We start from the raw sequence: 25,686 nt of genomic DNA, 5'->3' as shown, positions 1-25,686 counted from the left end.
CACCCACCCACCCCCGAGCAGGTTGATCAAGAGGTTTGGGGCGGAAATCGCGCTGGGTATGACGCAAACCTCTTGATCAACACGTCGGCGTGACGGCGGCGGCGGTGGGAGCGCTTTCTTCGGGGTGTCGGGGGCGTTGCTGAATTGTTACCGCTGCCAACAAACTCATGACCTCGGCACCCTTGTGGTCGGGTCGGCGGGCGGAATACGTTGCCGGGCACAACAAAACAACACCTACCCCCACCTCGAAAGGACCCTGCACATGCGCAAGGGCTTCCTCACCTTCGCCGCCGTGGGCCTCCTGACCGTCGGCAGCGTGGCCGCCTGTGGCGACGAATCCGGCAGCGGTGACCAGGCCGGCAGCGCCAAGACCCCGAAGATCGGCGTGATCCTCCCGGACAGCAAGTCCTCCGCCCGCTGGGAGGGCGCCGACCGCAAGTTCCTGGAAGAGGCGTTCAAGGCCGCCGGCGTCCAGTACGACATCCAGAACGCCCAGGGCGACAAGACCGCCTTCCAGACCATCGCCGACCAGATGATCACCAACGGCGTCACCGCCCTGATGATCGTCAACCTGGACTCCGGCACCGGCAAGGCCGTCCTGGACAAGGCCAAGTCGCAGGGCGTCGCCACCATCGACTACGACCGGCTCACCCTCGGCGGCTCCGCCGAGTACTACGTCAGCTTCGACAACGAGGCGGTCGGCAAGCTCCAGGGCGAGGGTCTGGCCAAGTGCCTGACCGACAAGGGCGCCAAGAACCCGGTCGTGGCCTACCTCAACGGCTCGCCGACCGACAACAACGCCACCCTGTTCAAGAACGGGTACGACTCGATCCTCAAGCCGAAGTTCGACGCCAAGGAGTACACCAAGGGCCCGGACCAGTCCGTGCCGGACTGGGACAACGCCCAGGCCGCGACGATCTTCGAGCAGATGCTGACCCAGACCGGCGGCAAGATCGACGGTGTGCTCGCCGCCAACGACGGGCTGGGCAACGCGGCCATCTCGGTGCTGAAGAAGAACAAGCTCAACGGGAAGGTCCCGGTCACCGGCCAGGACGCCACCCCGCAGGGCCTGCAGAACATCCTCGCCGGCGACCAGTGCATGACCGTCTACAAGGCGATCAAGGAGGAGGCGAAGGCCGCCTCGGACCTGGCCATCGCGCTCGCCAAGGGTGAGAAGAAGGAGACCGGGCAGACCGTCAAGGACCCGGAGGGCGGCCGTGACGTCGCGGCCGTGCTGCTCACCCCGAAGCTGATCTACAAGGAGAACGTCAAGGACGTGATCGCCGACGGCTTCGTCACCAAGGACGAGGTCTGCACGGCCGACTACGCCAAGCTCTGCGCCGACGCCGGCATCAGCTGACCGACGCTCCACGTCGTACCCGCCGAGGCGAGCCGCCCGGCACGGGACTCCCCCGTGCCGGGCGGCACTCGCCGGACGGGCTCCGAGATCTCCCCTCCATCCGAAGGAGACACCCCGTGTCCGCAACACCACTGCTGGAGCTACGCGGGATCGACAAGAGCTTCGGTCCCGTCCAGGTCCTGCGTGACGTCGCCTTCGCCGCCCATCCCGGCGAGGTGACCGCGCTGGTCGGCGACAACGGCGCCGGCAAGTCGACCCTGGTCAAGTGCATCAGCGGCATCTACCAGACCGACGCCGGCGAGTTCCTCTTCGACGGCCGGCCGGTGACCATCAACAGCCCCCGGGACGCCGCCGCGCTCGGCATCGAGGTCGTCTACCAGGACCTCGCGCTCTGCGACAACCTCGACATCGTGCAGAACATGTTCCTCGGCCGGGAGAAGCGCAGCGGCATCGTCCTGGACGAGCCGACCATGGAGCAGCTCGCCGCGGAGACGCTGGCCGGGCTCTCCGTCCGCACCGTGAAGTCGTTGCGGCAGCACGTCTCCAGCCTCTCCGGCGGCCAGCGCCAGACGGTGGCCATCGCCAAGGCGGTGCTCTGGAACAGCAGGCTGGTCATCCTCGACGAGCCGACCGCCGCGCTCGGCGTCGCGCAGACCGCGCAGGTGCTCGAACTGGTCCGCCGACTGGCCGACAACGGTCTGGCGGTCGTGCTCATCTCGCACAACATGAACGACGTCTTCGCCGTCTCCGACCGGATCGCCGCGCTCTACCTCGGCCAGATGGTCGCCCAGGTGAAGACCACCGACATCACCCACGCCCAGGTGGTGGAGCTGATCACCGCCGGCCGCTCCGGCGGGCTCGGCCTCCCCGCCGAGGCGGCCAGCAACGGCCACGGCGCCGAGCCGACCCAGACCACCACAGGAGGCGTCCAGTGACCACCACGGTCGTGCAGAAGGAAGGCCCGGCGGCGGTCACCCCGACGCCCACCCTCGGCAGCCACGTACGCAACTACGCCGGCCGGGTACGCGGGGGCGACATCGGCGCGCTGCCGGCCGTACTCGGCCTGATCGTGCTTTGCACTGTCTTCTCGATCATGCGGCCGTCGTTCCTCACCGCCGGCAACTTCGCCAACCTGTTCACCCAGGGCGCGGCGGTCACCCTGATCGCCATGGGTCTGGTCTTCGTCCTGCTGCTCGGCGAGATCGACCTCTCCGCCGGCTTCGCCAGCGGCGTCTGCGCCGCCGTGCTGGCCAACGTGGTGACCGTGCTCGGCTACCCCTGGTACGTCGCGGTGCTCGCGGCCCTGGTCACCGGCGTGGTGATCGGCACGACGCTGGGCTTCCTGGTCGCCAAGATCGGGATCCCGTCCTTCGTGGTGACCCTCGCCGGGTTCCTCGCCTTCCAGGGCGTCGTGCTGATGCTCATGGAGGAGGGCACCAACATCTCGGTACGGGACGACGTGCTGGTGGCCATCGCCAACCGCAACCTGCCCCCCGTCCTCGGCTGGCTGCTGGCCGCCGTCGCGGTCGCCGGCTTCGCGGCGGTGCAGCTGCTGCGCCACCGCAACCGCGCCAACCGGGGGCTGGTCACCGATCCGCTCGCCGTGGTGTTCGTCCGGATCGGCGGCCTCGCGGTGATCCTCGGCGTCGCGGTCTTCATCCTCAACCTGGAGCGCAGCCGCAACGTCCTGATCAGCTCGCTCAAGGGTGTGCCGATCGTCGTGCCGATCATCGCGCTGCTGCTGGTCCTCTGGACCTTCGTGCTCCAGCGCACCAGCTACGGCCGGCACGTCTACGCGGTCGGCGGCAACAAGGAGGCGGCGCGCCGGGCCGGCATCAACGTGGACCGGATCCGCATCTCGGTCTTCATGATCTGCTCCTCGATGGCGGCCGTCGGCGGCATCGTGGCGGCCAGCCGGGCCAACTCGGTGGACCCCAACACCGGTGGCAGTAACGTACTGCTCTACGCCGTGGGCGCCGCGGTGATCGGCGGCACCAGCCTCTTCGGCGGCAAGGGCCGGGTGCTGGACGCCGTGCTCGGTGGCGCGGTGGTCGCGGTGATCGACAACGGGATGGGTCTGATGGGGTACAGCTCGGGCGTGAAGTACGTGGTCACCGGCGTGGTGCTGCTGCTCGCGGCGAGCGTGGACGCCTTCTCCCGGCGCCGTTCCGCGGCGACCGGCACCCGCTGACCCCCGCGGTACCGACGTGGCGACAGTAATGCGCGCAGGGCCGAGCCAGGACGAGATCCGTCGGCAGAACCTCGGTGCGCTGCTGCGCTTCGTGCACGTCCACGGGGCGACCACGCGCGCGGAACTGACCACCGCGCTGGGGTTGAACCGCAGCACCATCGGTGCGCTGACCGCCGACCTGGCCGGCGCCGGGCTGGTCAGCGAGGGGACGCCGAAGGAGACCGGCCGGGCCGGACGACCGTCGCTGGTCGTCCGGCCCGAGTCGGCGCGGGTCTACGCGTACGCGTACAGCATCGAGGTGGACCGGCTGCGGGCCGCGCGGGTCGGGCTCGGTGGCACCGTGCTCGACCGCCGGGAGCTGGACCGGCCCCGCGACCTGACCGCCGCGGAGGCCGCGCCGCTGCTCGCCGGGGCGGTCAAGGAGATGCAGCACGGGGTGCCGGCCGAGTCGATCTGCGTCGGCGCCGGGGTAGCGGTCTGCGGCATGGTGCGCCGCGCCGACGGCCTGGTCCGGCTGGGCCCGACCACCGGCTGGGTGGACGAGCCGATCGGCGCGGCGCTCAGCGCGGAACTCGGCTGCGACGTCCCGGTCACCGTCGGGAACGTGGCCGACGTGGCGGCCTTCGCCGAGCACGCCCGGGGCGCGGCTTCCGGCTGCGACAACGTCATCTACCTCTACGGGGACGTCGGCGTCGGCGCCGGCATCATCGCCGGCGGCCGGCGGGTGACCGGGCACGGCGGGTACGGCGGTGAGGTCGGCCACATGAAGGTGGTCCGCGACGGCGAGCGCTGCGAGTGCGGCTCCCGGGGCTGCTGGGAGACCGAGATCGGCGAGCACGCGCTGCTGCGCCACGCCGGCCGCTCGGACGCCCGGGGGCGGGACGCGCTGCTGGCCGTCTTCGACGCCGCCGACCGGGGCGACGCCCGGGCCCAGTCGGCGGTCCGCCAAGCCGGCGACTGGCTCGGCTTCGGGGTGGCCAACCTGGTCAACATCTTCAACCCGGAGATGGTCATCTTCGGCGGCACCATGCGCGACCTCTACCTCGCCGCGGCGGCCCAGGTCCGCAGCCGGCTCAACTCCAACGGGCTGGCCGCCTGCCTGGAACACGTCCGGCTGCGCACCCCCAAGCTGGGCGAGGACGCCGCCCTGATCGGTGCGGCCGAGCTGGCCTTCGAGCGGCTGCTCGCCGACCCGCTCGACGCCGGCTGACGGCGACAACACCGGGGCCCACCGGCGACCCGGGCCGGCCGCGCGGCGACCACCCGGCGGTGATCGGCGACGCCGGGGCTGGGCGACGACACCGCCCGGGGAACACTCGGCTGTCCGGCGGACCCGCCGGCGCGCTGCCCTGCGTAGCCTGTCCCCCGTGGACGTCCAGTTGCGCGCCTCCGACGACGACCGGCACCGGGTGGTCGCCGAGCTGCAACGGCACACCGCCGCCGGCCGGCTCACCCTGGACGAGTTCGCCGACCGGGCCGGCGCCGTCTGGACCGCGCGTACGCTCGGCGACCTCGCCGCACTCACCCGGGACCTGCCCCCGCCGGCCGCGCCGGCCACCCCCGACCCGGCCAGCATGCACGGCCGGCGGGAACTGCTGGCGATCTTCGCCGCTGCCGCGCTCACCCTGCTTCTGCTCGGGCTGGTGCTGGCCGTCGTCCGCTGACCGCTGCCGCCGGTCGGAATGAACTGATCGGACGATCAGTCCGTACCAGTGGGCGGACGGGCGGCCGGCGGGATGCGGTCGCCCGGCGGAGTCGTCCGGCCGGACCGAGGAGGCAGCACAGACATGGCATCGCTCAGTTCCGCCCGCCGTCGGCAGGTGCACCGGACCCGTCGGTTGGCGGTGCTGCTCGTCACGATCGCCGCCGGGCTGGGCGTGCTGCCCGGAGTGGCCGTCGCAGCGCCGGCCGGACAGCAGCTCAACGCCGCCGACGCCGCCCTGCTCAACGGCGTCCGGCTGGCCGGACTCTGGGAGATGCCAGCCGGGCAGATGGCCGCCGAGAAGGGCCAGTCGGCCAAGGTCCGGGAGATCGGCGCGGCCATCGCCACCGAGCACGAGGAGCTGGACCGGCTGACCGTGGAGGCGGCCAACAAGCTGGGCGCGACCATCCCGACCGACCCGACGGACGAGCAGCGGGGCTGGTTGAAGGAGATGCAGAACGCCACCGGCGCGCGCTTCGACCAGATCTTCGTCACCCGGCTGCGGGTCGCGCACGGCAAGATCTTCCCGGTGATCGGGGCGGTGCGGGCCAGCACCCGCGACCCGATCGTGCGCAAGCTCGCCGAGGACGCCAACCGGTTCGTCATGCACCACATGCAGATGCTGGAGAGCACCGGCCTGGTGCGGTGGCCGGAACTCCCGCCCGCCGCGCTGCCCGCCCCCGGCAACGACGGGCTGCTCGCCGCCGCCTCGGCCAACACCGGCCCGCAGATGGGCGTCAGCAGCACCGTGGTCTGGCTGGTCTTCCTCGCCGCGCTGGGCACCGGCGGGATCGCCACCTACCGGATGCTCCGCCGCACCTGACCCGCCGGCCGGCTACTCGTTCTGGGTCGGTCCGAGCAGGCGGATCTCCTCGATGTCCAGCACGGCCTGCACCTCGCGCAGCACGAAGTCGTCGATCTGGTTGGTGTCGCGCAGCCGGGTAACCTCCCGGCGCTTGTGGTCGAGGACGGCGAGGCGCAACTGCCGATCCAGCTCCCGGGTCTGCTCCGGCTCCTCGCCCCGCTCCTCGGCGGCGACCGAGTCCAGGTGCTTCTGGTACTCCCCGCGCATCCGGTCGACGGCCTCCTGCTCGATGCCGAGCTGGGCGGCCACCTCGGGCAGCGCCGCCAGGCCGGCCTCGGTGGCCCGCCGCCGGGCCAGCCGCACCTCGTCCTCCCGCTGGACGTCGCCGACCAGGCCCGCCCAGCGGACCACGGCCGGCAGCGTGGTGCCCTGGATCAGCATGATCAGCACGATCACCACCACCGTGGTGAAGATGATCAGGTCGCGTTCGTGCACCGGAGTGCCGGCGGTGGTGGTCACCGGAACCGCGAGGGCGGCCGCCAGCGAGACGGCACCGCGGAAGCCGGCCCACCCGGTCGCGGTCCGCACCCGCCACGGCACCCGCATGGCCCGCCGGGAGCTGCGCCGGTCGACCGCCTGGATCAGGGCCGTGGTGAGGTGGACGTAGAGCAGCCGGATCGCGATGACCACGCCGGTCACCCCCACCGCGATGGTCAGCGCCTGCGCGGCGGAGGTGCTGGTGAGGCTGCGCAGGGCGCGCGGAATCTGCATCCCGAGCAGGATGAAGAGGCTGCCGTTGATCAGGAACGTGGACAGGTCCCAGAAGTCGAACGCCATGATCCGGGAGCGGGCCCGGATCACCCGCGGGCTGGCGTAGGCGAGCATCAGCCCCGCCACCACCACCGCCAGGACGCCGCTGGCGTGGATCTCCTCGGCGAGGAAGAAGGCGGTGAACGGGGTGAGCACGCTCAGCCCGCCCTCGCGCAACGGGTCGTCGAGCCGCTTCCGGATCAGGATGACCACCAGACCGACCACGAAACCGGCGGCGACGCCGCCGACCGACGCGACCAGGAACCGCTCCGTCAGCGCGAACAGGCCCGGCTCGACGCCGCCGGCGACCAGGCCCGCGGCGACCGAGAAGAGCACCAGCGCGGTGCCGTCGTTGATCAGGCTCTCCGCGTGCAGGGTGGTGAGGATCCGGCGCGGCATCCGCTTGGCCAGCCCGGCGACCGCAGCCGCGTCGGTCGGCGCGAGCACCGCGCCGAGCACCCAGGCCGCTGCCGGTTCGATGCCGAACCGCTCCACGAAGATCGTCACCGCCACCATGGTTACGATCACCAGCCCCACCGCGAGCAACGTGATCGGCACCAGGTTGGCCCGGATCTCCCGCAGGCTGGTGGTGATGCTCTCCCGGTAGAGGATCGCCGGCAGGAAGAGCAGCAACACCACCTCGGGGTCGAGCACCACGTGGGACAGCGGGGGCAGCAGCGCGAGCAGCGCGCCCATGGTGATCAGCAGGACCGGCGGCGCCACGCTGTACCGGCCGCCGAGGGTCGTGCCGATCAGCACGGTGGTGCCCAGCACCACGATCAGTACCAGCGCCTCCACGCCCCACCCCCGCACACATGGTGGTACGGCGGACCGGCGGCGCACCGCCGTTCCTCCGAATTGGCGCGGGCCGGTCCGGTCCGGCGTCCGGCCGGCCGGACGGGCCGGGCCGGGCCGGGCCGAGTGCGATCAGACCCGGCCCGGGCCGGACAGCGTGCGGCGCGGGCCGGTCAGGGCCGGTCGCCGTGCCAGGAGCGCCAGAGGGCGGCGTACGGGCCACCGGCCGCGACCAGCTCGTCGTGCGGGCCGAGCTCGGTGATCCGGCCGTCCTCGACCACCGCCACCCGGTCCGCGTCGTGCGCCGAGAAGAGCCGGTGCGCGATGGCGATCACCGTCCGGCCGGCCAGCACGGCGGCCAGCGAACGCTCCAGGTGCCGGGCGGCCCGGGGGTCGATCAGCGAGGTGGCCTCGTCGAGCACCAGGGTGTGCGGGTCGGCCAGCACCAGCCGGGCCAGCGCCAGCTGCTGTGCCTGGGCCGGCGATAGCGGGTGCCCACCCGCGCCGACCACGGTGTCCAACCCGTCCGGCAGCGCCCGCGCCCAGTCCAGCGCGTCGACGGCGGCCAGCGCCGACTCCACCGCCGCCTGGTCGGCGCCCGGGCGGACCATCGCCACGTTCTCCCGGAGCGTGCCGATGAAGACGTGGTGCTCCTGGGTGACCAGCGCGACGTGCGAACGCAGCTCGTCCAGGGGCAGTTCGTCCAGCCGCCGGCCGGCCACCGTCACCGAGCCGGAGCGGGGCGCGTGCACCCCGGCGAGCAGCCGCCCCAGGGTGGACTTGCCGGCGCCCGACGGGCCCACCATGGCCAGCTTCTCGCCCGGCTCCGGCACCAGGGTCACCCCGTGCAGCACGTCCCGGCCGGGCCGGTAGGCGTACCGGACGTCGCGGGCGGCGAGCCGCCGGTCCGCGTCCGGCCCCGCGTCGCCCGGCGAGTCGGCGGACGCGCTGGCCGGGGTGGCGGGCGGGTCGCCGGCCACGCCGAGCAGCCGGGCCATCGAGGCGCCGCCGACCTGGAACTCGTCCAGCCAGGAGAGCAGCCGGTCGACCGGGTCCACGAGCTGCTGCACGTAGAGGGTGGCGGCGGTGACCTGCCCGAGGCTGACCCAGCCCTCCAGGTAGAACCAGCCACCGATGAGCAGGGTGGCGGCCACCGGCACCACGTACCCGATCTCGGCGACCGGGAAGAAGATGGTGCGCAGCCAGAGGGTGTACCGCTCGGCCGCGTACGACCGGCGGATGTCGGCGTCGATGCGGGCCCGGCGGCGAGCCTGCTGCCGCAGCGCCTCGGTGGTCCGCGACCCCTCGACGGTCTCACTGATCCCGTCGGTGATGTCGGAGTAGGCGGCGTTCTCCCGCAGGTAGCCCTGCGGCGCGCGGCGCAGGTACCAGCGGGTGCCGGCCCAGAGCACCGGCACCGCGATCAGGCACGGCAGCGCGAGCAGCGGGCCGACCAGCACCAGCGCGCCGATGATGAAGCCGGCGGTGACGATCGCGATGAGCGTCTCCGGCACCGCGAAGCGGACCGTGCGGGACAGCGCCGAGACGTCCCGGGAGGTACGGGTGAGCAGGTCGCCGGTGCCGGCCCGCTCGACGGTGGCCAGCGGCAGGGCCAGCATCCGGTCGACGAACTCCTCGCGCAGCTCGGCCAGCACCCGCTCGCCGAGCCGGGCGGAGGCCAGGTGGGCGAAGCGCACCAGCACCGACTGCACCACCACGAACCCGGCGATGAGCAGGGCGATCCGGTCCACCGTGGTGCCGGTGGTGCCCCGGGAGATCCCCTCGACCAGGTCGCCGAGCAGCCGCGGCGCGACCAGGCCCGCCGCGGCGGCCAGCGCGTGCAGGGCCAGCGCCGCGGCGAGCGCGCGCGGGTGCCGGCGGACCAGGCCGCGCGCGTACCGGCGCACCTGCGCCGCATCGGCGACCGGCAGTGCGGTGCCCATCAGTCCTCCTCCCGGCTCACCGTGGCGCGGTAGCGCGGTTCGCCGTCGAGCAGCTCGGCGTGCGTCCCCTCGGCCACCGCCTTGCCGTCCTCCACGAAGATCACGTGTTCGGCCCGGCCGAGCACCAGCGGGCTGGTGGTGCAGACCAGGGTGGTCCGGCCGGCGCGGGCGACGGCGAGCCGGTCGGCGATCCGCGCCTCGGTGTGCGCGTCGACCGCGCTGGTCGGCTCGACCAGCAGGAGCGTCTCCGGGTCGGCGACCAGCGCCCGGGCCAGCCGCAGCCGCTGCTGCTGCCCGCCGGAGAACTCCCGGCCCCGCTCGGCGACCGCGCTGTCCAGCCCGTCGGGCAGCGCGTCGACGATGTCCGTCGCGCTCGCCGCGGCCAGCGCCGCCGTGATCGTCGCGTCGTCGGCCGTGTCGTGCGGGTCAAGCTCCGCCCGGAGCGACCCGGTGAACAGGTGCGCGTCGTTGTCGGCCACCATGATCCGCTCACGCACCGTGGCCAGCGGCAGGTCCCGCAGCGGTACGCCGTGCAGGGTCGCCTCCCCGTCGACGTACCGGCCGAGCCGGTCCACGATCGCCGCCGCCTCCTCGGGCGCGGTCGCGGCGAGCGCGGTGAACCGGCCGGGGCGCAGCGTCACCCCGGACTCGACGTCCACCAGCTCCCCCGGACCGTCGGGCAGGCGCGCCGGCCGCGCCGGTTCGGCCAGTTCCGGGGTGAGCCGGAGCAGCCGGATCACCCGCCGGGCGGCGACGTGGCCGCGGGTCAGCTTGTCCACCGCCTCGGTGAGCTGCCGCAGCGGGCTGACCAGGAACGCGGTGTAGCCGTAGAAGGCGACCAGCTGGCCGGCGCTGATCTCGCCGCGCAGCGCGAACCGGGCGCCGAGCCAGGTGACCAGCACCAGGAAGGCGCCGGGGAGCAGCACCTGTGCCGCCTCCAGCAGCGACTCGACCCGGGCCACCCGTACGCCGTCGGCGCGCAGCGCCTGCGACTGCGCCCGGTAGCGGGCGGACAGCACCGGCTCGCCACCGACGCCGCGCAGCACCCGCAGCCCGGAGACGATGTCACCGGCCCGGGTGGTCAGCGCCCCCTCGGAGTCCCGGTACGCCTGTTGCTGCCGGTGCAGCGGCCGGATGAGCAGGCCGACCACCGCCATCAGCAGTGGTACGCCGAGCACCACGACCAGGCCGAGCGGCACCGAGGCGCCGAGCAGGATCACCGCGACGGTGACGATGGCGACCACCGCGCCGGTGCCCCGGGCGGTGATGTCGATCGCGTGGCCGATGTGGCTGATGTCGGCGGTGCCGATGCTCACCACCTCGCCGGCGGCCACCCGGCGGGGCAGGGCGGCGCCGAGCCGGTTGGCGGTCTGCACGGTCAGCTGCACCGTCCGGTACGCGGCGGCGAGCCAGTTGAACACCGCGCACCGGTGCCGCAGGATCCCGGCGACCGCCTGGAGCACGCCCAGGCCGAGCAGGACCAGCCCCCAGGTGACCAGGGCGCCCTCGTCGCGGCGGGTGAGCCCGTCCACGGCCCGGCCGACGGCGGCGGGCATCAGCGCCTGGGCGACCATCCAGAGCACGCCGAGGGCGATGCCGGCGCTGAACACGGCCTTGTGCCGCAGCGCCAGCCACACCAGGTAGCGGGTCGCCGACCGCGAGTCGGGTACGCCGGGATCACCGGCCGGTAAGGAGCGCATAGCCCCTCGACGCTAGACGTCCGGCCGCCCGCCCCGCGAACCAATTACCGGCCGGCGGTCAGCGGTCGACCTGCGTGAAGTCCCACGAGTGCGGGGGCCGGGCGAGCAGCGTCGGCGGCGGATCGGGCAGCGCGCGCGGGTTGCCCCGCCACTTGGAGACGACCACCACCCGGTGGTCGGTGGAGGAGAACACCTCGCTGGACAGGTGCAGCGGGTCGTGGTCGAACTCCGGCAGCGCGGTGTCGCAGACCCAGGTGATCAGGTCGGCCACCCCGTACGGCTCGGCGCGCGCCTCCCACATCCGGACGATCACGTCGACCCCCGTCACACGCTGACCGTGGTGAGCGGCATGGCCGAGTCGGCGGGCAGGTCCAGCCGGCTGGGCGCGACGCCCGCCGCGACCAGGTGCGCGCCGAGCGCGGCCACCATCGCGCCGTTGTCGGTGCAGAGCTTCGGCCGGGGCGCCCGGACCCGGATGCCGTGCTTGGCGGCGCGGTGCTCGGCCATCGCCCGCAGTCGCGAGTTGGCCGCCACGCCGCCGCCGATCACCAGCGTGTCGATGCCGTCCGCCCGGCAGGCGTCGATCGCCTTGGCGGTCAGCACGTCGCAGACCGCCTCCTGGAAGGAGGCGGCGACGTCGGCGACCGGCACCGGTTCGCCGGCCCGCTGCCGTGCCTCCACCCAGCGGGCCACCGCCGTCTTCAGGCCGGAGAAGGAGAAGTCGTAGCGGTGGGCGGCGAGGTCCTTGGCGGCGGTCAGGCCGCGCGGGAAGGCGATCGCCGCCGGGTCGCCGGCGCGCGCCTCCCGGTCGATCGGCGGGCCGCCGGGGAACGGCAGCCCGAGCAGGCGGGCGACCTTGTCGAACGCCTCACCGGCGGCGTCGTCGATGGTGGCGCCGAGCGGGGTGACGCCGCGGGTCAGGTCGTCGACCCGGAGCAGGGACGAGTGGCCGCCGGAGACCAGCAGGGCGATCGCCGGTTCGGGCAGCGGGCCGTGCTCCAGGGTGTCCACCGCCACGTGCGCGGCGAGGTGGTTGACCCCGTAGACGGGCTTCTCGGCGGCGAGCGCGTACCCCTTGGCCGCGGCCACCCCGACCAGCAGGGCACCGGCCAGACCCGGGCCGGAGGTCACCGCGATGGCGTCGATGTCGGCGAGGGTCACCCCGGCCTCGGCCAGCGCCCGGTCCATGGTCGGCACGATGGCCTCCAGGTGGGCCCGACTGGCCACCTCGGGCACCACGCCGCCGAACCGGGCGTGCTGCTCGACGCTGGAGGCGAGCGCGTCGGCGAGCAGCGTGTGCCCGCGCACGATGCCGACCCCGGTTTCGTCGCAGGAGGTCTCGATGCCGAGGATCAGTGGTTCGTCAGCCACGGTCGGTCCCATCTCCGGTCGCCGCCGCGACGCGCTGCATGACCAGCGCGTCGGTGTTGCTCGGTTGGTAGTAGCCGCGTCGTACGCCGATCGGTTCGAAGCCGTACGCGGCGTAGAGCCGCTGGGCCGGGGCGTTGTCCGCCGCGACCTCCAGCAGGGTGCTGCGGGCGCCGAGCCGGGCGGCCTCGGCGAGCAGCGCCTCCAGCAGCAGCCGGCCGATGCCGCGACGCTGGGCGTCCCGGCGGACGGCGATGTTCTGCACCCAGGCCTCGTCCGGCAGCGCGACGGTGAGCCCGGCGTAGCCGAGCAGCGCGCCGTCGTCGTCGCGGGCCACCCGGTAGAAGTGCCCGTTGGCCAGTTCGTTCCAGAACATCGCCGCCGACCACTGCTCGGGGCCGAACAGGTCCGCCTCGATCGGCAGCACCTCGTCGATGTGCCACCAGCGGAACGGCTCCAGGTGGGCCACACTCACGGCAGGACCGGCTTGCGCGCGGTCGCCGCCACGGCGTCCGGGCGGCGCAGGTAGAGCGGGGTGAGCCGCTCGCCGGGGGCGCCAGCCCGGATCCGCTCGGCGGCCAGGGCGGCGAGCGACGCGGGATCCGGGTAACGCGGCTCCGCCCGGAGCGGCAGGCCGAGCGCGTCGGCGTACCGGTGGGCGCCGTCGCCGACCGCCAGGGTGACCGCCAGCCCTCGGGCCCGCTCGGCGGCGACCGCCGGGGCGGAGACCTCCGGCCCGACCAGCCGCTGGCCGGCGCCGTCGTAGACCGCCCAGTAGATCTCCTTGCGCCGCGCGTCGCTGGCGGCCAGCACCGGCTCGCCGGCGGCCGCCGGGTGGCCGATCGCGTCCAGCGAGCAGACGCCGTACGTGGGGATGCCGAGCACCTGGCCCATCGTGGCGGCGGTGACCAGCCCGACGCGCAGCCCGGTGAACGGGCCGGGACCGAGGCCGGCGACGATCGCCGCCAGGTCGCCCGGACGGGCGCCGGCGTCGGCGAGGACCGCGTCGACCTGCGGGGCGAGCAGTTCGCCGTGCGCGCGGGCGTCGACGGTGCTCCGCTGCGCGCGGAGCGCGACCCCGCCGGCCGAGACCTCCAACAGGGCCGCGGTCACCGCGGGGGTGGAGCTGTCCACCACGAGTACGAGCACGGTATGCCAGCCTAGCCGCCCCGTCCCCACCCCCGACGCACGCCCGCCCCGCTCTCGCCGCGTAGCTCAAGGAGCCGGCTGGGAGGTACGTCGCCATCGCGCGTCATTCCGCTCTGGCATGAATATGACGGAACGGAATGAGAGCCACATCGAGAAGTCATCATCTGGTGGTGTCGGAGAGTCACCTCGCGAACCAGATCGCCACCGCATTGCGCCGGGAACGTGAGACGCGGTATCTGACCCAGCAGAAGCTCGCCGAGTTGGCCGGCACCACTCAGGGCGCGGTGGCCCGCATCGAGCGGGGCGACCGCCTACCCCGCCTTCCGCTGGTCGACCGGCTCTTCGCGGCAATGGACCTCCAGTTGGCGGTCACGGTGGAGCCGCTCGACGCGCAGCTCGATGCGCGGATGGCCGAGCTGGCCGCCCGGCCGCTGGCCGAGCGGATCGGCGACCTGGGGCTGGACCGGATCCTGGACCGCCTCGGCGACCTGCCGCAGGTGCTCACGGGTGCCACCGCCGCGGCGCTTCAGGGTGCGCCGGTGCCGGTCGACGCCGTGGAGATCGCGGTCCGCTGGCGCGACTCGGCCCGGTTCACCGCCTGGCTGAGGGCCGCCTACGGGCAGCGCTGGCACGACCGGTGGGGCGAGTTCGGCGGGGTGCCGGTGGAGCCCGAGGAACCCGGCGCCCACCGGTGGCTGACCCGGTACGGCGAGCTGCGGGCCGTGATGTGCGACGAGCTGCCCGAGACCGTCGAGGTGCGGCACGGCGACCGCGGCTACCGGGTGGTGCCGCTGGTCGCCGTGGAGCTGACCGACCCGGGCGCGGCCGGGCTGCTGCACCGCTACCGGACCCGCGCACACTCCGCCGCCACCGACCGGACCCACTGACCCGGCACGGGCCGAGCCAACGGGGCCCAGCCGGCCGAGCCCGCGGGACTACCCAGCCGTCAGCCGGCCGAGCGCTCCCAGTCGATGGTGGGCAGGCCGGCGTCGGCCAGCGCCTTGTTGGCCGCGCTGAACGGGCGGCTGCCGAGGAAGCCCCGGGGGTTCATCGGGCTGGGGTGGCCGGCCTCCAGCACGACGTGCCGGGGGTTGGTGACCAGGGCGGCCTTCTTGCGCGCGTAGCCGCCCCAGAGCAGGAAGACCACCCGGGTGTCCAGCGCGTCCAGGGCCCGGATGGTGGCGTCGGTGAACTCCTCCCAGCCGGAGTTCGCGTGCGAGCCCGGCGCGCCCTGCCGGACGGTCAGCACCGAGTTGAGCAGCAGCACGCCCTGGGCGGCCCAGCCGTCGAGGTTGCCGCTGCGCGGCTTGGGCACGCCGAGGTCCTCCCCCAGCTCCTTGAAGACGTTGCGCAGCGACGGCGGCACCGTCACCCCCTCACGGACGCTGAAGCTCAGCCCGTGCGCCTGCCCGGCCCGGTGGTACGGGTCCTGCCCGAGGATCAGCACCCGGCAGCCGTCGGGCGGGCAGAGCCGGTAGGCGGAGAAGAGGTCCTCGACCGGCGGGTAGACCGTCGCGGTCGCGTACTCGCGGGCGACGAAGCCGGCCAGCGCGGCGGTGCGGGCCGGGTCGAGGTGCGGGGTGAGCACGGCCCGCCAGTCCGCCGGCAGCAGCGCCAGCAGGTCGAGGGTGGGGGCGTCGTCGGGCATCGGCAACCTTTCGCCGGTCGAATCGGTCAGCCGAACTCTAGGCAGCGGGTACGACAGCGCTCAGCCCAGGCCGGCCAGGCGCTGTGCCCAGTCGCCGCCGACCGGCTCCAGCTCCACCACCCGGGTGTCGTCGTCCCGCCGGTCGATGCGTACCCGCAGGTGGGCGTCGACCAGCTGCTCGACCATCCCCTCGCCCCACTCGACCACGGTCACCGACTCCTCCACCGAGGCGTCCAGGTCGAGGTCGTCGATCTCGGCCCGCGGGTCGGCCGCCTCGCCCAGCCGGTACGCGTCGGCGTGCACCAGCGCCACCCGGCCACCCCGGGCCCGGTCGGGCTGGTGCACCCGGGCGATCACGAAGGTCGGCGAGGTGATGTCCCCGCGTACCCCCAGCCCGGCGCCGATGCCCTGGGTCAGCGCGGTCTTGCCGGCGCCCAGCGGACCGGTGAGCAGCACCAGGTCGCCGGCGCGCAGCAGGCCGGCGAGCCGGCGACCGAACTCGTGGGTGTCGGCGGCGGTGGGCAGCTTGACCACGTGGGTCACGGTTCCTCCATGCTCACAACGATTCGAGGAAGCGCGCCAGCGCGGCGTTGACCTCGTCGGCGTGCTCCAGCATCACCACGTGCCCACTGTCGTTGATCTTGACGAACTCGGCGTGCGGCAGCCGCCGCACGATCTCCTCCGAGTGGGTCACCGGGGTGATCATGTCCTTGTCGCCGACCACCACCAGCACCGGTGTGTCGGCCAGCGCGGCCAGCGCCGGGAACCGCGAATGGGTGGCCAGCGTGCGCAGGTAGCGGGTCACCGTGTCCGCCGAGGTACGGGAGTTCATCAGCTCCACGTACGAGACCAGGGCCGGACTCGGGTTCCGGGTGCCGAAGCCGTACCGGCGGGTGAGCAGCCAGGCGACGTTGGTGGTGGACTTGCGGGCCCGGTCGATCACGCTGCCGCCGTAGCGGGTGACGTTGCCGACCATGTAGAGCACCGGCGCGCCGACCCGGCCGAGCAGCGCCGGCGCCACCAGCTTGGTCTCGGCGAGCAGACCGCCCGAGGTGGCCATCAGCACGGTGCCGACCACCCGGTGGCCGAACATCTCCGGAAACAACTCGGCGAAGGCCATGATGGTCATCCCGCCCATCGAGTGGCCGACCAGCACCAGCGGCCCCTCCGGTGCGGTCCGGTCGATCACCGCGCGCAGCGTGCGGCCGAGCGCGGTGAGGTCGTACTCGCCGGTCTCCAGCCGGCCCGAGCGGCCGTGGCCGGGCTGGTCGTACGCGACCACCCGGTGCTCGCCCCGCTCGGCGAGCAGCTTGCGCTGGAAGTGGAAGGTGCCCATGTCCAGGCAGAAGCCGTGCACCAGCACCACCGTCGGGTTGCCGGTCACCGGCCGGGTCGGCTCGACCACCTCGACGTGGATGTCGGTGCCGTCCGGCATCTCCAGCCGGAACGACTCGTCGTACCGCTGCTCGCCGAAGACCTCGTGGGCGTACCGGTCGGTGGGGTCGGCCTTGAGCCGGCGGACCAGCGCGCGCTCGGTGGCGACGCCGGCGGCGAGCCCGGCGGCGGCCACCCCGACCGCAGCCCCCACCAGGCCGGCGACCTTACCCGTCGCGGTACGCGGGCGCGGGATGCGGTGTTTCTGACCGCTCACGGCGCCACCCTGGTTCGCGACTGCGGGGCTCGCAAACCCGGCTCACTCCTCGCGCTCACGGACGCTCGCCGTCGTAGACCCGGGGCACCCGGCTGCCACCGAACCGGGTGACGATCTCGTAGTTGATGGTGCCGACCGCCTCGGCCCAGTCGTCGGCGGTGGGCTCGCCGTCGGCGCCGCTGCCGAACAGCGTGACCACGTCGCCGGCGGCCACCGGGTCGTCACCGCAGTCGAGCACGAACTGGTCCATGCAGACCCGACCGGAGATCGTCCGGCGCTTGCCGCCGAGCTGCACCGGGCCACTGTTGGAGGCGTGCCGCGGCACCCCGTCGGCGTAGCCGAGCGGCACCACTGCCAGGTTGGCCTCCCGTTCGGTGGTGTAGGTGTGGCCGTACGAGACACCGGAGCCGGCCGCGACCCGCTTGGTGAGCATCACCCGGGCCCGGGCGGTCATCGCCGGCCGCAGCCCGTAGGTCTCGCCGGCCACCGGGGAGAGGCCGTAGACGGCCAGCCCGGGCCGGACCAGGTCGAAGTGGGTGTCCGGCCGGGTCAGCGTGGCCGCGGAGTTGGCCAGGTGCCGGTAGCGGGGACGCAGCCCGGCCTGCTCGACCATGGCCAGCCCCTCGTGGAAGACGGCGAGCTGCCGGTCGGTGGTCGGATGACCGGGCATGTCGGCGTAGACGAAGTGGCTCCACACCCCGACCACCTCGACCAGCCCGTCCGCCTGGGCCTTGGCGGCGGCGTCGAGCAGCGCCGGCCAGTCGGCGACGGTCGCACCGCCCCGGGACAGCCCGGTGTCGATCTTGAGGTGCAGCCGGGCCGGACGCCCGGCCAGCCGGCTCGCCTCGATCATCTCGTCGAGCTGGGGCAGGCTCGCCGCGCCCAGGTCGATACCGGCGGTGACCCCCTGGTGCAGCGGGAGCCCCGGGGCGAGCAACCAGGCCAGCACCGGGGCGGTGATGCCGGCCGCCCGCAGACCCAGCGCCTCGTCCAGGGTGCAGACGCCCAGCCAGTCGGCACCCCCGTCGAGCGCCGCCCGCGCGGCCGGGACCATGCCGTGGCCGTACCCGTCGGCCTTGACCACCGCCATCAGCTCGGCACCGGTGCCGGCGCGGAGCTGGCTCACGTTCTCGCGGATCGCGTCGAGGTCGACGCGCATCTCGGCCTGCCACATGGGCCCAGCCTACTTTCCGGGCCGATCACGTCGGCCGAGGCCGGCCGAGCCCGCCGCTCAGCCGAGCCGGGCCAGCACCGGGCGTAGCGCGTCCGCCACGTCGGGCGCGGTCACCGGGCCACCCCGGGCCGCCTCCCGGCCGGCCAGCCCGTGCAGGTACGCGGCCATGGCGGCCGCCCGGGCCGCCGGCACCCCGGCCGCGAGCAGCGAGCCGAGCAGCCCGGCCAGCACGTCCCCGGTGCCCCCGGTGGCCAGCGCCGGAGTGCCGGTCGGGTTGACGTACGCCCGCCCGTCCGGCGTGCCGATCACCGTGCGGTCCCCCTTGAGCAGCACCACCGCGTTCATCCAGGCGGCCAGTCGCAGCGTGGCGGCGACCCGGTCGGTGCCCGGGCTCTCCCCGCAGAGCCGGGTGAACTCGCGGTCGTGCGGGGTGACCACGATCGGGGCGTCCCGCTTGCGCAACTGGTCGGCGAGTGAGCCGTCGACCAGCAGGGTGAGCGCGTCCGCGTCGAGCACCACCGGCACCGGGGCGGCCAGCACGGCCCGCAGCTCGCCGGCCGCCTCCTCACCGGTGCCCAACCCGGAGCCGCAGACCCAGGCCTGCACCCGGCCGGCGTCGGCGACCCGGCCGGTGGCGATCACCGAGGGGTGCTGGTGCAGCACGTCCGCCCGGGCGCCACCGGCGTAGCGGACCATGCCGGTCGGGCCAGCCAGCGCGCCGCCGACCGAGAGCACGGCGGCGCCCGGGTACGTCGCCGAGCCGGTGGCCACCCCCACCACGCCCCGGCTGTACTTCTCCGACGCCGCGCCCAACCGGGGCCACCAGTCGACCACGTCCGACCACTCGGTGACCCGCAGCGCCGGCGTGCCGCGCAACCACGGCGCCAGCCCGATGTCGACCAGCTCCACCTGACCGGCGAGCGGGGCGGCCGGGCCGACCACCAGGGCCGGCTTCAGCGCGCCGAAGGTCACCGTGACGTCGGCGCGGACCGCGTTCGGCCGGCCGGAGGCGGCCAGCGGAACGTGGCCGCTGTCCACCGCCACCCCGCTCGGCACGTCCACCGCGACCACGGTGGCCCGGTCGCCGTCGCGCCCGCAGTGCCGCACCAGGCTGGCCGCCAACTGGTCGGCGGTCTCCCGGAGCCCACCGCTGGCGCCGATCCCGACGATCCCGTCCAGCACCAGGTCGACCACGGCGGGCGGCCGGTCCACCAGCCGGCCACCGGCGGCCCGGAACGCGGCCAGCCCGCCGGCGTGCGCCCGGCCCGGGTTCAGCAGCAGCGCGGACACCGCCGCGCCACGCCGGGCCAGCCGCGCGCCCGCGTAGAGGGTGTCGCCGCCGTTGTCCCCGGAGCCGACCAGCAGCAGCACCCGGGCGGCGTACACCCCGCCCCGGTCGGCGAGCAGCAACGCGCAGCGGCGGGCCAGCCCGGCGGCGGCGCGCTGCATCAGCGTCCCGGACGGCAGGGTGGCCATCAGTCCCGCCTCCGCCGCCCGAACGTCCGCGACCCGCCACACCGGTCTCATGCCACTCCGTCCCGGCGTGCCGGCGCGGCACGCCCCCCGATCACCGTTCCGCGACCACCATGGCCGAGGCGATCCCGCCGTCGTGGGACAGCGAGAGGTGCCAGCGGCTGACTCCGCGCTCGGTGGCCGCCGCGGCGACGGTGCCGGAGACGGTCAGCCAGGGGCGGCCGTCCGGATCCGGCACGATCTCGCAGTCGTGCCAGCTCAGCCCGGCCGGCGCGCCGAGCGCCTTGGCCACCGCCTCCTTCGCGGCGAACCGGGCGGCCAGCGACTCGGGCGAGCGCGGGTTGCCCGAGCGGGTGTACCGCTCCGCCTCGGTGAAGAGCCGGTCGGCGAGCAACGGCGTGCGTGCGAGGGCCCGGGCGAACCGGTCGACCAGCACGACGTCGATGCCGACAGCCACGATCACGAACCCACCCTACCGGCGTGGCGGGCCGCAGATTAGCCGCCGACGTCGTCTCCGGCAACGCCTGTGGACAACCGCGGCGGGCGGCCCGGGGCCGTTGTCCACAGGGCACCCGACGCGCTGCCGCCGGCACCTAGCGTCGGGTGCGTCGATGTTCCAGCGGCGAGGCGGGGGCCGGATGAGCGACGAGACGATCAACGTCCGACCGGAGGTGTTGCGACGGGCCGCGGGGCGGCTCGCCGACGAGGGCTACCGGCTGGCGCACGGGCTGGCCGGGGTGCCCGGTCTGGTGGTGCCGGCACCGGGCTGGGCGGCCGGCGCCGCGCTGGCCGGGCTCGAATCGGCGGTGCACGGCTGGTGCGGCCGGCTCGGCGCGCGGGTGGCGGCGACCGGCGAGGCGGTCACGGTGGCGGTCGAGTCGTACCAGGCGGCGGACGACCGGGCGGCCGCCCGGCTCGCCGCCCTGCCCCGGTGACCGGGCCGGGGACGGCTCGTCCGGCGGGTGCCGTCAGGCCCGCCGGGCGGCCGGCACCGGGCGGGACCGGCCCGGCGGGGCGACCGGTGGCCACCGCCGGCGTCAGCTACGCCCAGCTGTGGGCGGCCGACCCGGCTGCCTGGCGGGCCGCCGGCGCCGCCTGGGCCGGGCTCACCGGGCTGGCCGACCGGCGGTCCGGTGCGTTGGGCGGTGCCGCCGCCGGGTTACGGGACGGCTGGTCGGGCGGGGCCGCCGGGGCGGCCGACACCCGGCTGGTCCGGTTGCGGGCCGAACTGACCGCGCTGCGACCGGCTCTGATCGAGGCCGATCAGGTGCTCGCCGAGTTCGCCGCCCGACTGGCCACGGCGAAGGCCCGGCTGGCCGCCGCCGTGGCGCTGGCCGACGGCTCCGGGGTGCTGGTCGACCGGCACGGTCGGGTCCGCGCCGACCCGGCCGGTCCGGCGACCGAACGGGCCGGGCCGGCGGCCGCCCGGGTCGGCGCGGCGATCCGCGACGCCCTCGACCTCGCCGGGGCGGCCGACCGCGAGGCCAGGACGCGGCTGGACGAGCTGTCCACCGCCGCCGGGACCGGCTGGGTGGACGCCCCGCCCCCGGGCCGGCCCGCGCCGGGTGGTGACCCGGCCCTGGTCCGTGTCTGGTGGGCGGGGCTCACCCCGGCCCAGCGCCGGTGGCTGGTGGCGCACGAACCGGGGTTGGTCGGCCGCCTCGACGGGGTGCCGGTCGCGGCCCGCGACCAGGCCAACCGGCTGCTGCTCGGGGCCCGGCGCGACGATCTGCTCGCCGAACGGTCGCGGCTGCTCGGCCGGGTGCCGCGCGGGCCGGCCGAGGTGGCCGGGCTGCTCCGGGTCGGGGCGGCGCTGTCCGGGCTGGACGCGCTCGAGGCCCGGCTGGTGGCGCCCGGTGCGCCCCGGGCGTATCTGCTCGGGCTGGAGCCGGGTGGTGAGGGCCGGGCGGTGGTCGCGCTGGGCAACCCGGACCGGTCGAGCCGGGTGCTGACGTACGTGCCGGGGATGACCGCCGGCCTCGACGACGCCCCGGGCGAGTTGGGCCGGGCGGGCCGGGTGCTGGCCCGCTGCGCCGCCCTCGACCCGGGCGCGGAGACCGCGGCGGTGTTGTGGCTGGACTACGACGCCCCCGATTTCCTGCACGAGGCCGTCTGGCCGGGGCAGGCCCGGGACGCCGGGCCGGCGCTGCACCGGTTCCAGGAGGGGCTGCGGGCGACCCATGAGGGGCCACCGGCCCGGCAGACCGTGCTGGGGCACAGCTACGGCTCGCTGGTGGTGGGCAACGCCGCGCGGGAACACGGGCTGGCCGCGGACGCGTTGGTCTTCGTCGGCTCGCCCGGGGTCGGCGTGACGCACGCCGCCGAGCTGGGCCTGCCCGCCGGCCAGGTCTGGGCGAGCACCGCGGCGGACGACGTGATCCGGCTCGCCCGCCCGCCGGACGAGCTGGCCCGGCGGGCGGTGCTGGGCGCGTCACCGCTCGGCGCGACGGCGGGAGTGGCCGGCGGTCACGAGCTGTGGTTCGGGCGCGACCCCACCGACCCGGGCTTCGGCGCGCGGACGTTCCCCAGCGGCCGGCACGGCCACACCGGCTACTGGGCGGCCGACAACCCCGCGCTCGACGGCATGGCCCGGATCGTCCTGGGCCGGTGAGCCACCGACCGCCGCCGGGCACAGCCGACCGCCAGGGCGGCCCCGGAACGGGCCGTCATCCGGGCGCGGCGACCGCAGCCGACCGGCCCGCCGATGGGCCGCCGATGGGCCGCCGATGGGCCGAGCCGGCCCGCACACGGGCCGGCCCGTAGCCGACCGACCCGTAGCCGACCGACCCGTAGCCGATCCGCGCACGGGCCGGTCCCGGTCGCCGGCGACGCGACGGACCGGGGCCGGATGTGCCGGTGCGGCGGCTACTCGACGGTGACGGACTTGGCCAGGTTGCGCGGCTGGTCCACGTCATGCCCCCGGGCGGCGGCGATCTCGGCCGCCAGCACCTGCAACGGCACGGTGGTGAGCAGCGGCGCGAGCAGCGTCGGGGTGCGCGGCACGCGGATCAGGTGGTCGGCGTAGCGGACCACCGCCTCGTCGCCCTCCTCGGCGATCACGATGGTGCGGGCGCCGCGCGCCCGTACCTCCTGGATGTTGGAGACGACCTTGTCGTGCAGGACGCCCCGGCCGGCCGGCGACGGCACCACACAGACCACCGGGGTGCCCTTGTCGATCAGCGCGATCGGGCCGTGCTTCAGCTCGCCCGCCGCGAAGCCCTCGGCGTGCATGTACGCCAGCTCCTTGAGCTTGAGCGCGCCCTCCAGCGCCACCGGGTAGCCGACGTGCCGACCGATGAAGAGCACGGTCGGCTCGCTCTTCAGCTCCCGGGCCAGTTCGCGGACCGGCTCGATCCGGTCCAGCAGCTCGCGCAGCTTGCCCGGCACCTCCTGGAGCTGGGCCACCACCGCGGCCACCTCGTCGGCGTACTTGACCCCGCGGACCTGGGCCAGGTGCAGGCCGATCAGGTAGCAGGCGACCAGCTGGGTGAGGAACGCCTTGGTGGAGGCGACAGCGATCTCCGGCCCGCCGTGGGTGTAGAGGACCGCGTCGGACTCACGCGGGATGGTGGAGCCGTTGGTGTTGCAGATCGCCAGCACCCGGGCCTTCTGCTCCTTGGCGTGCCGCAGCGCCATCAGGGTGTCCATGGTCTCGCCGGACTGTGAGATCACCACGATCAGCGTGGACCGGTCGAGGACCGGGTCGCGGTAGCGGAACTCGCTGGCCAGCTCCACCTCGCAGGGGATCCGGGTCCAGTGCTCGATGGCGTACTTGGCGACCAGGCCCGAGTGGTACGCGGTGCCGCAGGCGACGATGAAGATCTTGTCGACGTCGCGCAGGTCCTGGTCGCTGAGGCGGACCTCATCGAGCGCGATCTCGCCGGTCTCGGTGAGCCGGCCCAGCAGCGTGTCGGCGATGGCCTGCGGCTGCTCCTCGATCTCCTTGAGCATGAACCAGTCGTAGCCACCCTTCTCGGCGGCCGAGGAGTCCCAGTCGATGTGGAAGTCCTTGCCGCTGGCCGGCTGGCCGGCGAAGTCGGTGATCTCGATGGTGTCGCCGGTGATCAGGACGATCTGGTCCTGGCCCAGCTCCACCGCGTCCCGGGTGTGCTCGATGAACGCGGCGACGTCGCTGGCGAGGTAGTTCTCGCCGTCGCCACGACCCACCACCAGCGGCGAGTTGCGCCGGGCGCCGACCACCGCCCCGGGGACCCCGGCGTCGACGGCGAGCAGGGTGAACGCCCCTTCCAGCCGCTGGCAGACCACCCGCATGCCGGCGGCGAGCAGCTGCGGCCCGTCCGGGTGGCCGGCGGCGCGCAGGTCGGCCAGGGCGGCGGAGAGCAGGTGCGCCGCGCACTCGGTGTCGGTGTCGCTGGCGAACTGGACGCCGTCGGCCTCCAGCTCGGCGCGGAGCTTCGCGAAGTTCTCGATGATGCCGTTGTGGATGACCGCGACCCGGCCGTCGGGGGCCAGGTGGGGGTGGGCGTTGCGGTCGGTGGGACCGCCGTGGGTGGCCCAGCGGGTGTGGCCGATGGCGGTGGTGCCGTCGCCGATGCCGATCGGGCTGGCCGCGCAGGACGTCGGATCGTCGGCGGCCCGCTCGGACAGGACCTTCTCCAGGTTGGCCAGCTTGCCGGCCTTCTTCTCGGTCAGCAGCTCACCGTCACAGACGACGGCCACCCCCGCCGAGTCGTAACCGCGGTACTCCAGCCGCCGCAGTCCGTCCAGCACGATGCCCAGCGCCGGGCGCGAGCCGGCGTAACCCACGATTCCACACATGGGTGGCAGCCTAACCCAGTATCGCTCACCAGGTGTGCTCGAAAGCCGGGTAAACGATCACTGAACTTGAGCGATCAGGTCGAGAATGGGGATCAACCGGACAAACAGCCCGAGCCGGGTGGGCCGACGCGGGGGCCGGGTTGCGGACCCCGACGGCGGTACGACAGGCTCCCCCGGGCCGGCGTTCCCCGTAGGCGCGCCGGTGCACCTGACCCGGCACCTGGAGCGACCGTGTCCGAGACGACCCCGCCCACCGATCCACCGACCCAGTCCCCGGCGGCCGACCCGCGCCCCTGGGCGCCCCTCGACCCGCGGCCCGACCCGGGACATCCGGCGCAGCCGGACCCGTGGATCCCCGCCACCCCGCTGTACGCCGATCCGCCGGCTCCGCGACCCACTGCCGCCGAGGCCGGTGGCGGCGGTTCCGCGGGCCCTCGCCGGCCCCGGCGCGGGCCGCTGGCCGCCGTGCTGGCCGGCGTGCTCGTCCTCGCCGCCGGGCTGGGGTTCGGTGGCTACGAGCTGCTCCGCCCCGACGACCGGCCGCGGGCCGAGTCGACGATCGGGGAGTTGGGCACCGAGGCCGGCGACCTGCCGCGGCCGGGCGTCTCCGCGTCACCGAGCCCCTCGGCCAGCCCGGCGGCCACCCCGTCGCAGGGACCGGGCCGGATCCGGGTGGTCTACGAGGTGACCGGGCGGGGCGCGGCCGACATCCTCTACCACGACGCCAACGGCGCGCCGATCTGGCTGGACGCGGTGCGGCTGCCGTGGCGCACCAGCGTCCGTACCGACCGGCTCGACCTGGTGATGGTGCAGGCCAGCAAGCCCGACGACGCGCGCTGGTCGGTCTCCTGTTCGGTCACCGTGGACGGCAGCCCGGCGGCGACCGAGACGGCCGGCCCCGGCGCGTGGCGGGCCAGCTGCTTCGGCGCGGCGTAGGGGTTCCCCGGCCGGGCCAGCCGTAGGCCGGCGGCGGTCCCGGACGCCGGGTTCGCGCGCTGCGCGCGGGCGGGAGCGGTCTCTCACCCGGGTCAGCGCGTCCCGGTGCTGCCCAGCGCGGCGGCCGTCCGCGTACATTGAGCCGCCGGCCCGCAGCGCCGGTACGCCGTCACCGGCGTCGCGGACGCCCCCACCCGCCCAC

At 74.5% G+C, this 25,686-nt stretch carries 24 protein-coding genes; 10 read left to right on the top strand and 14 right to left on the bottom strand.

Translation table 11 applies throughout. The annotated features are described in order from the left end of the window. Positions 1 to 262 precede the first annotated feature (262 nt). From DLJ47_RS15865 to DLJ47_RS15840, 6 genes are all read left to right on the top strand, one after another. Positions 263 to 1,360, top strand: coding sequence for a sugar ABC transporter substrate-binding protein (locus DLJ47_RS15865; RefSeq protein ID WP_109900776.1), 1,098 nt, complete (start codon positions 263 to 265; stop codon positions 1,358 to 1,360). 116 nt (positions 1,361 to 1,476) lie between these two features. Beyond that, complete coding sequence (locus DLJ47_RS15860) at positions 1,477 to 2,295, top strand: ATP-binding cassette domain-containing protein (RefSeq protein WP_109900775.1); 819 nt, start codon at positions 1,477 to 1,479, stop codon at positions 2,293 to 2,295. After that, positions 2,292 to 3,551, top strand: a complete 1,260-nt coding sequence (locus DLJ47_RS15855; RefSeq protein ID WP_109900774.1) for a sugar ABC transporter permease — start codon at positions 2,292 to 2,294, stop codon at positions 3,549 to 3,551. The genes DLJ47_RS15860 and DLJ47_RS15855 overlap by 4 nt, the downstream gene beginning before the upstream one ends. A gap of 28 nt (positions 3,552 to 3,579) precedes the next feature. After that, positions 3,580 to 4,761 carry an ROK family transcriptional regulator gene (locus tag DLJ47_RS15850; RefSeq protein ID WP_109900773.1) on the top strand — a complete coding sequence of 394 codons (1,182 nt, stop codon included), beginning with the start codon at positions 3,580 to 3,582 and terminating at the stop codon, positions 4,759 to 4,761. Between the two features lie 157 nt (positions 4,762 to 4,918). Next, positions 4,919 to 5,215 carry a DUF1707 SHOCT-like domain-containing protein gene (locus DLJ47_RS15845; RefSeq protein ID WP_109900772.1) on the top strand — a complete coding sequence of 99 codons (297 nt, stop codon included), beginning with the start codon at positions 4,919 to 4,921 and terminating at the stop codon, positions 5,213 to 5,215. 123 nt (positions 5,216 to 5,338) lie between these two features. Then, positions 5,339 to 6,076 carry a DUF4142 domain-containing protein gene (locus DLJ47_RS15840; protein ID WP_109900771.1) on the top strand — a complete coding sequence of 246 codons (738 nt, stop codon included), beginning with the start codon at positions 5,339 to 5,341 and terminating at the stop codon, positions 6,074 to 6,076. Between the two features lie 12 nt (positions 6,077 to 6,088). On the opposite strand, the gene DLJ47_RS15835 is transcribed toward DLJ47_RS15840, so the two are convergent. The 7 genes from DLJ47_RS15835 to tsaB form a co-directional block, all read right to left on the bottom strand. After that, positions 6,089 to 7,666 carry a Na+/H+ antiporter gene (locus DLJ47_RS15835; RefSeq protein WP_109900770.1) on the bottom strand — a complete coding sequence of 526 codons (1,578 nt, stop codon included), beginning with the start codon at positions 7,664 to 7,666 and terminating at the stop codon, positions 6,089 to 6,091. A gap of 170 nt (positions 7,667 to 7,836) precedes the next feature. Continuing rightward, on the bottom strand, positions 7,837 to 9,606 hold the full coding sequence (locus DLJ47_RS15830) for an ABC transporter ATP-binding protein (RefSeq protein ID WP_109900769.1): 1,770 nt from the start codon (positions 9,604 to 9,606) through the stop codon (positions 7,837 to 7,839). After that, positions 9,606 to 11,306, bottom strand: coding sequence for an ABC transporter transmembrane domain-containing protein (locus DLJ47_RS15825; protein WP_109900768.1), 1,701 nt, complete (start codon positions 11,304 to 11,306; stop codon positions 9,606 to 9,608). Before DLJ47_RS15825 ends, DLJ47_RS15830 begins: the two co-directional genes overlap by 1 nt. 58 nt (positions 11,307 to 11,364) lie before the next feature. Further along, a complete protein-coding gene (locus DLJ47_RS15820; RefSeq protein WP_109900778.1) occupies positions 11,365 to 11,619 on the bottom strand; it encodes a hypothetical protein in 255 nt (84 codons plus the stop codon). Between the two features lie 11 nt (positions 11,620 to 11,630). After that, positions 11,631 to 12,677: a tRNA (adenosine(37)-N6)-threonylcarbamoyltransferase complex transferase subunit TsaD gene (gene tsaD / locus DLJ47_RS15815; RefSeq protein ID WP_109900767.1), complete on the bottom strand. Its 1,047-nt coding sequence runs from the start codon at positions 12,675 to 12,677 to the stop codon at positions 11,631 to 11,633. After that, positions 12,670 to 13,149, bottom strand: a complete 480-nt coding sequence (gene rimI, locus DLJ47_RS15810) for a ribosomal protein S18-alanine N-acetyltransferase (RefSeq protein ID WP_109900766.1) — start codon at positions 13,147 to 13,149, stop codon at positions 12,670 to 12,672. Before rimI ends, tsaD begins: the two co-directional genes overlap by 8 nt. Next, positions 13,146 to 13,823: a tRNA (adenosine(37)-N6)-threonylcarbamoyltransferase complex dimerization subunit type 1 TsaB gene (gene tsaB / locus DLJ47_RS15805; RefSeq protein WP_109900765.1), complete on the bottom strand. Its 678-nt coding sequence runs from the start codon at positions 13,821 to 13,823 to the stop codon at positions 13,146 to 13,148. Before tsaB ends, rimI begins: the two co-directional genes overlap by 4 nt. Positions 13,824 to 13,993: 170 nt before the next feature. Between tsaB and DLJ47_RS15800 the strand changes: the two genes are divergently transcribed. Next, entirely contained in the window at positions 13,994 to 14,710 is a 717-nt protein-coding gene (locus DLJ47_RS15800) for a helix-turn-helix domain-containing protein (protein WP_109900777.1), read from the top strand. Between the two features lie 59 nt (positions 14,711 to 14,769). On the opposite strand, the gene ung is transcribed toward DLJ47_RS15800, so the two are convergent. The 6 genes from ung to DLJ47_RS15770 all read right to left on the bottom strand — a co-directional run bounded on the left by ung (position 14,770) and on the right by DLJ47_RS15770 (position 20,232). Then, entirely contained in the window at positions 14,770 to 15,471 is a 702-nt protein-coding gene (gene ung, locus DLJ47_RS15795) for a uracil-DNA glycosylase (RefSeq protein ID WP_109900764.1), read from the bottom strand. Positions 15,472 to 15,531: 60 nt separating this feature from the next. After that, positions 15,532 to 16,014: a tRNA (adenosine(37)-N6)-threonylcarbamoyltransferase complex ATPase subunit type 1 TsaE gene (tsaE, locus tag DLJ47_RS15790; RefSeq protein ID WP_109900763.1), complete on the bottom strand. Its 483-nt coding sequence runs from the start codon at positions 16,012 to 16,014 to the stop codon at positions 15,532 to 15,534. Between the two features lie 13 nt (positions 16,015 to 16,027). Further along, positions 16,028 to 17,101, bottom strand: coding sequence for an alpha/beta fold hydrolase (locus DLJ47_RS15785; RefSeq protein WP_233257850.1), 1,074 nt, complete (start codon positions 17,099 to 17,101; stop codon positions 16,028 to 16,030). A gap of 76 nt (positions 17,102 to 17,177) precedes the next feature. After that, complete coding sequence (alr, locus tag DLJ47_RS15780) at positions 17,178 to 18,296, bottom strand: alanine racemase (protein ID WP_088991936.1); 1,119 nt, start codon at positions 18,294 to 18,296, stop codon at positions 17,178 to 17,180. 57 nt (positions 18,297 to 18,353) lie between these two features. After that, positions 18,354 to 19,823: an NAD(P)H-hydrate dehydratase gene (locus tag DLJ47_RS15775; RefSeq protein ID WP_109900761.1), complete on the bottom strand. Its 1,470-nt coding sequence runs from the start codon at positions 19,821 to 19,823 to the stop codon at positions 18,354 to 18,356. Positions 19,824 to 19,863: 40 nt separating this feature from the next. Beyond that, on the bottom strand, positions 19,864 to 20,232 hold the full coding sequence (locus tag DLJ47_RS15770; protein ID WP_088991934.1) for a holo-ACP synthase: 369 nt from the start codon (positions 20,230 to 20,232) through the stop codon (positions 19,864 to 19,866). A 148-nt stretch (positions 20,233 to 20,380) separates the two neighbouring features. Between DLJ47_RS15770 and DLJ47_RS15765 the strand changes: the two genes are divergently transcribed. Continuing rightward, on the top strand, positions 20,381 to 20,704 hold the full coding sequence (locus DLJ47_RS15765; protein WP_146228100.1) for a hypothetical protein: 324 nt from the start codon (positions 20,381 to 20,383) through the stop codon (positions 20,702 to 20,704). An 86-nt stretch (positions 20,705 to 20,790) separates the two neighbouring features. Continuing rightward, positions 20,791 to 22,380, top strand: coding sequence for an alpha/beta hydrolase (locus DLJ47_RS15760; protein ID WP_109900759.1), 1,590 nt, complete (start codon positions 20,791 to 20,793; stop codon positions 22,378 to 22,380). A gap of 254 nt (positions 22,381 to 22,634) precedes the next feature. Here DLJ47_RS15760 and glmS read toward each other — a convergent pair whose 3' ends face one another. Further along, positions 22,635 to 24,548, bottom strand: a complete 1,914-nt coding sequence (glmS, locus tag DLJ47_RS15755; RefSeq protein ID WP_109900758.1) for a glutamine--fructose-6-phosphate transaminase (isomerizing) — start codon at positions 24,546 to 24,548, stop codon at positions 22,635 to 22,637. Between the two features lie 231 nt (positions 24,549 to 24,779). On the opposite strand from glmS, the gene DLJ47_RS35760 reads away from it, so the two are divergent. After that, positions 24,780 to 25,484, top strand: coding sequence for an MmpS family transport accessory protein (locus DLJ47_RS35760; RefSeq protein ID WP_158289824.1), 705 nt, complete (start codon positions 24,780 to 24,782; stop codon positions 25,482 to 25,484). The last annotated feature ends 202 nt before the right edge of the window (positions 25,485 to 25,686 follow it).

Origin of the sequence: Micromonospora sp. S4605, from assembly GCF_003176715.1 — a bacterium.
GTDB classification, from domain to species: domain Bacteria; phylum Actinomycetota; class Actinomycetes; order Mycobacteriales; family Micromonosporaceae; genus Micromonospora; species Micromonospora echinaurantiaca.
The sequence above is the reverse complement of the archived record's forward strand: the minus strand, read 5'-3'. Positions and strand labels throughout refer to the sequence as shown.

Coding starts and splice junctions, on each gene's coding strand:
- DLJ47_RS15865 (WP_109900776.1), top strand. CDS start 263: ATGCGCAAGGGCTTCCTCACCTTCGCCGCCGTGGGCCTCCTGACCGTC.
- DLJ47_RS15850 (WP_109900773.1), top strand. CDS start 3,580: ATGCGCGCAGGGCCGAGCCAGGACGAGATCCGTCGGCAGAACCTCGGT.
- DLJ47_RS15840 (WP_109900771.1), top strand. CDS start 5,339: ATGGCATCGCTCAGTTCCGCCCGCCGTCGGCAGGTGCACCGGACCCGT.
- DLJ47_RS15830 (WP_109900769.1), bottom strand. CDS start 9,606: ATGGGCACCGCACTGCCGGTCGCCGATGCGGCGCAGGTGCGCCGGTAC.
- DLJ47_RS15825 (WP_109900768.1), bottom strand. CDS start 11,306: ATGCGCTCCTTACCGGCCGGTGATCCCGGCGTACCCGACTCGCGGTCG.
- ung (WP_109900764.1), bottom strand. CDS start 15,471: ATGCCCGACGACGCCCCCACCCTCGACCTGCTGGCGCTGCTGCCGGCG.
- alr (WP_088991936.1), bottom strand. CDS start 18,296: ATGTGGCAGGCCGAGATGCGCGTCGACCTCGACGCGATCCGCGAGAAC.
- DLJ47_RS15775 (WP_109900761.1), bottom strand. CDS start 19,823: ATGAGACCGGTGTGGCGGGTCGCGGACGTTCGGGCGGCGGAGGCGGGA.
- DLJ47_RS15765 (WP_146228100.1), top strand. CDS start 20,381: ATGTTCCAGCGGCGAGGCGGGGGCCGGATGAGCGACGAGACGATCAAC.
- glmS (WP_109900758.1), bottom strand. CDS start 24,548: ATGTGTGGAATCGTGGGTTACGCCGGCTCGCGCCCGGCGCTGGGCATC.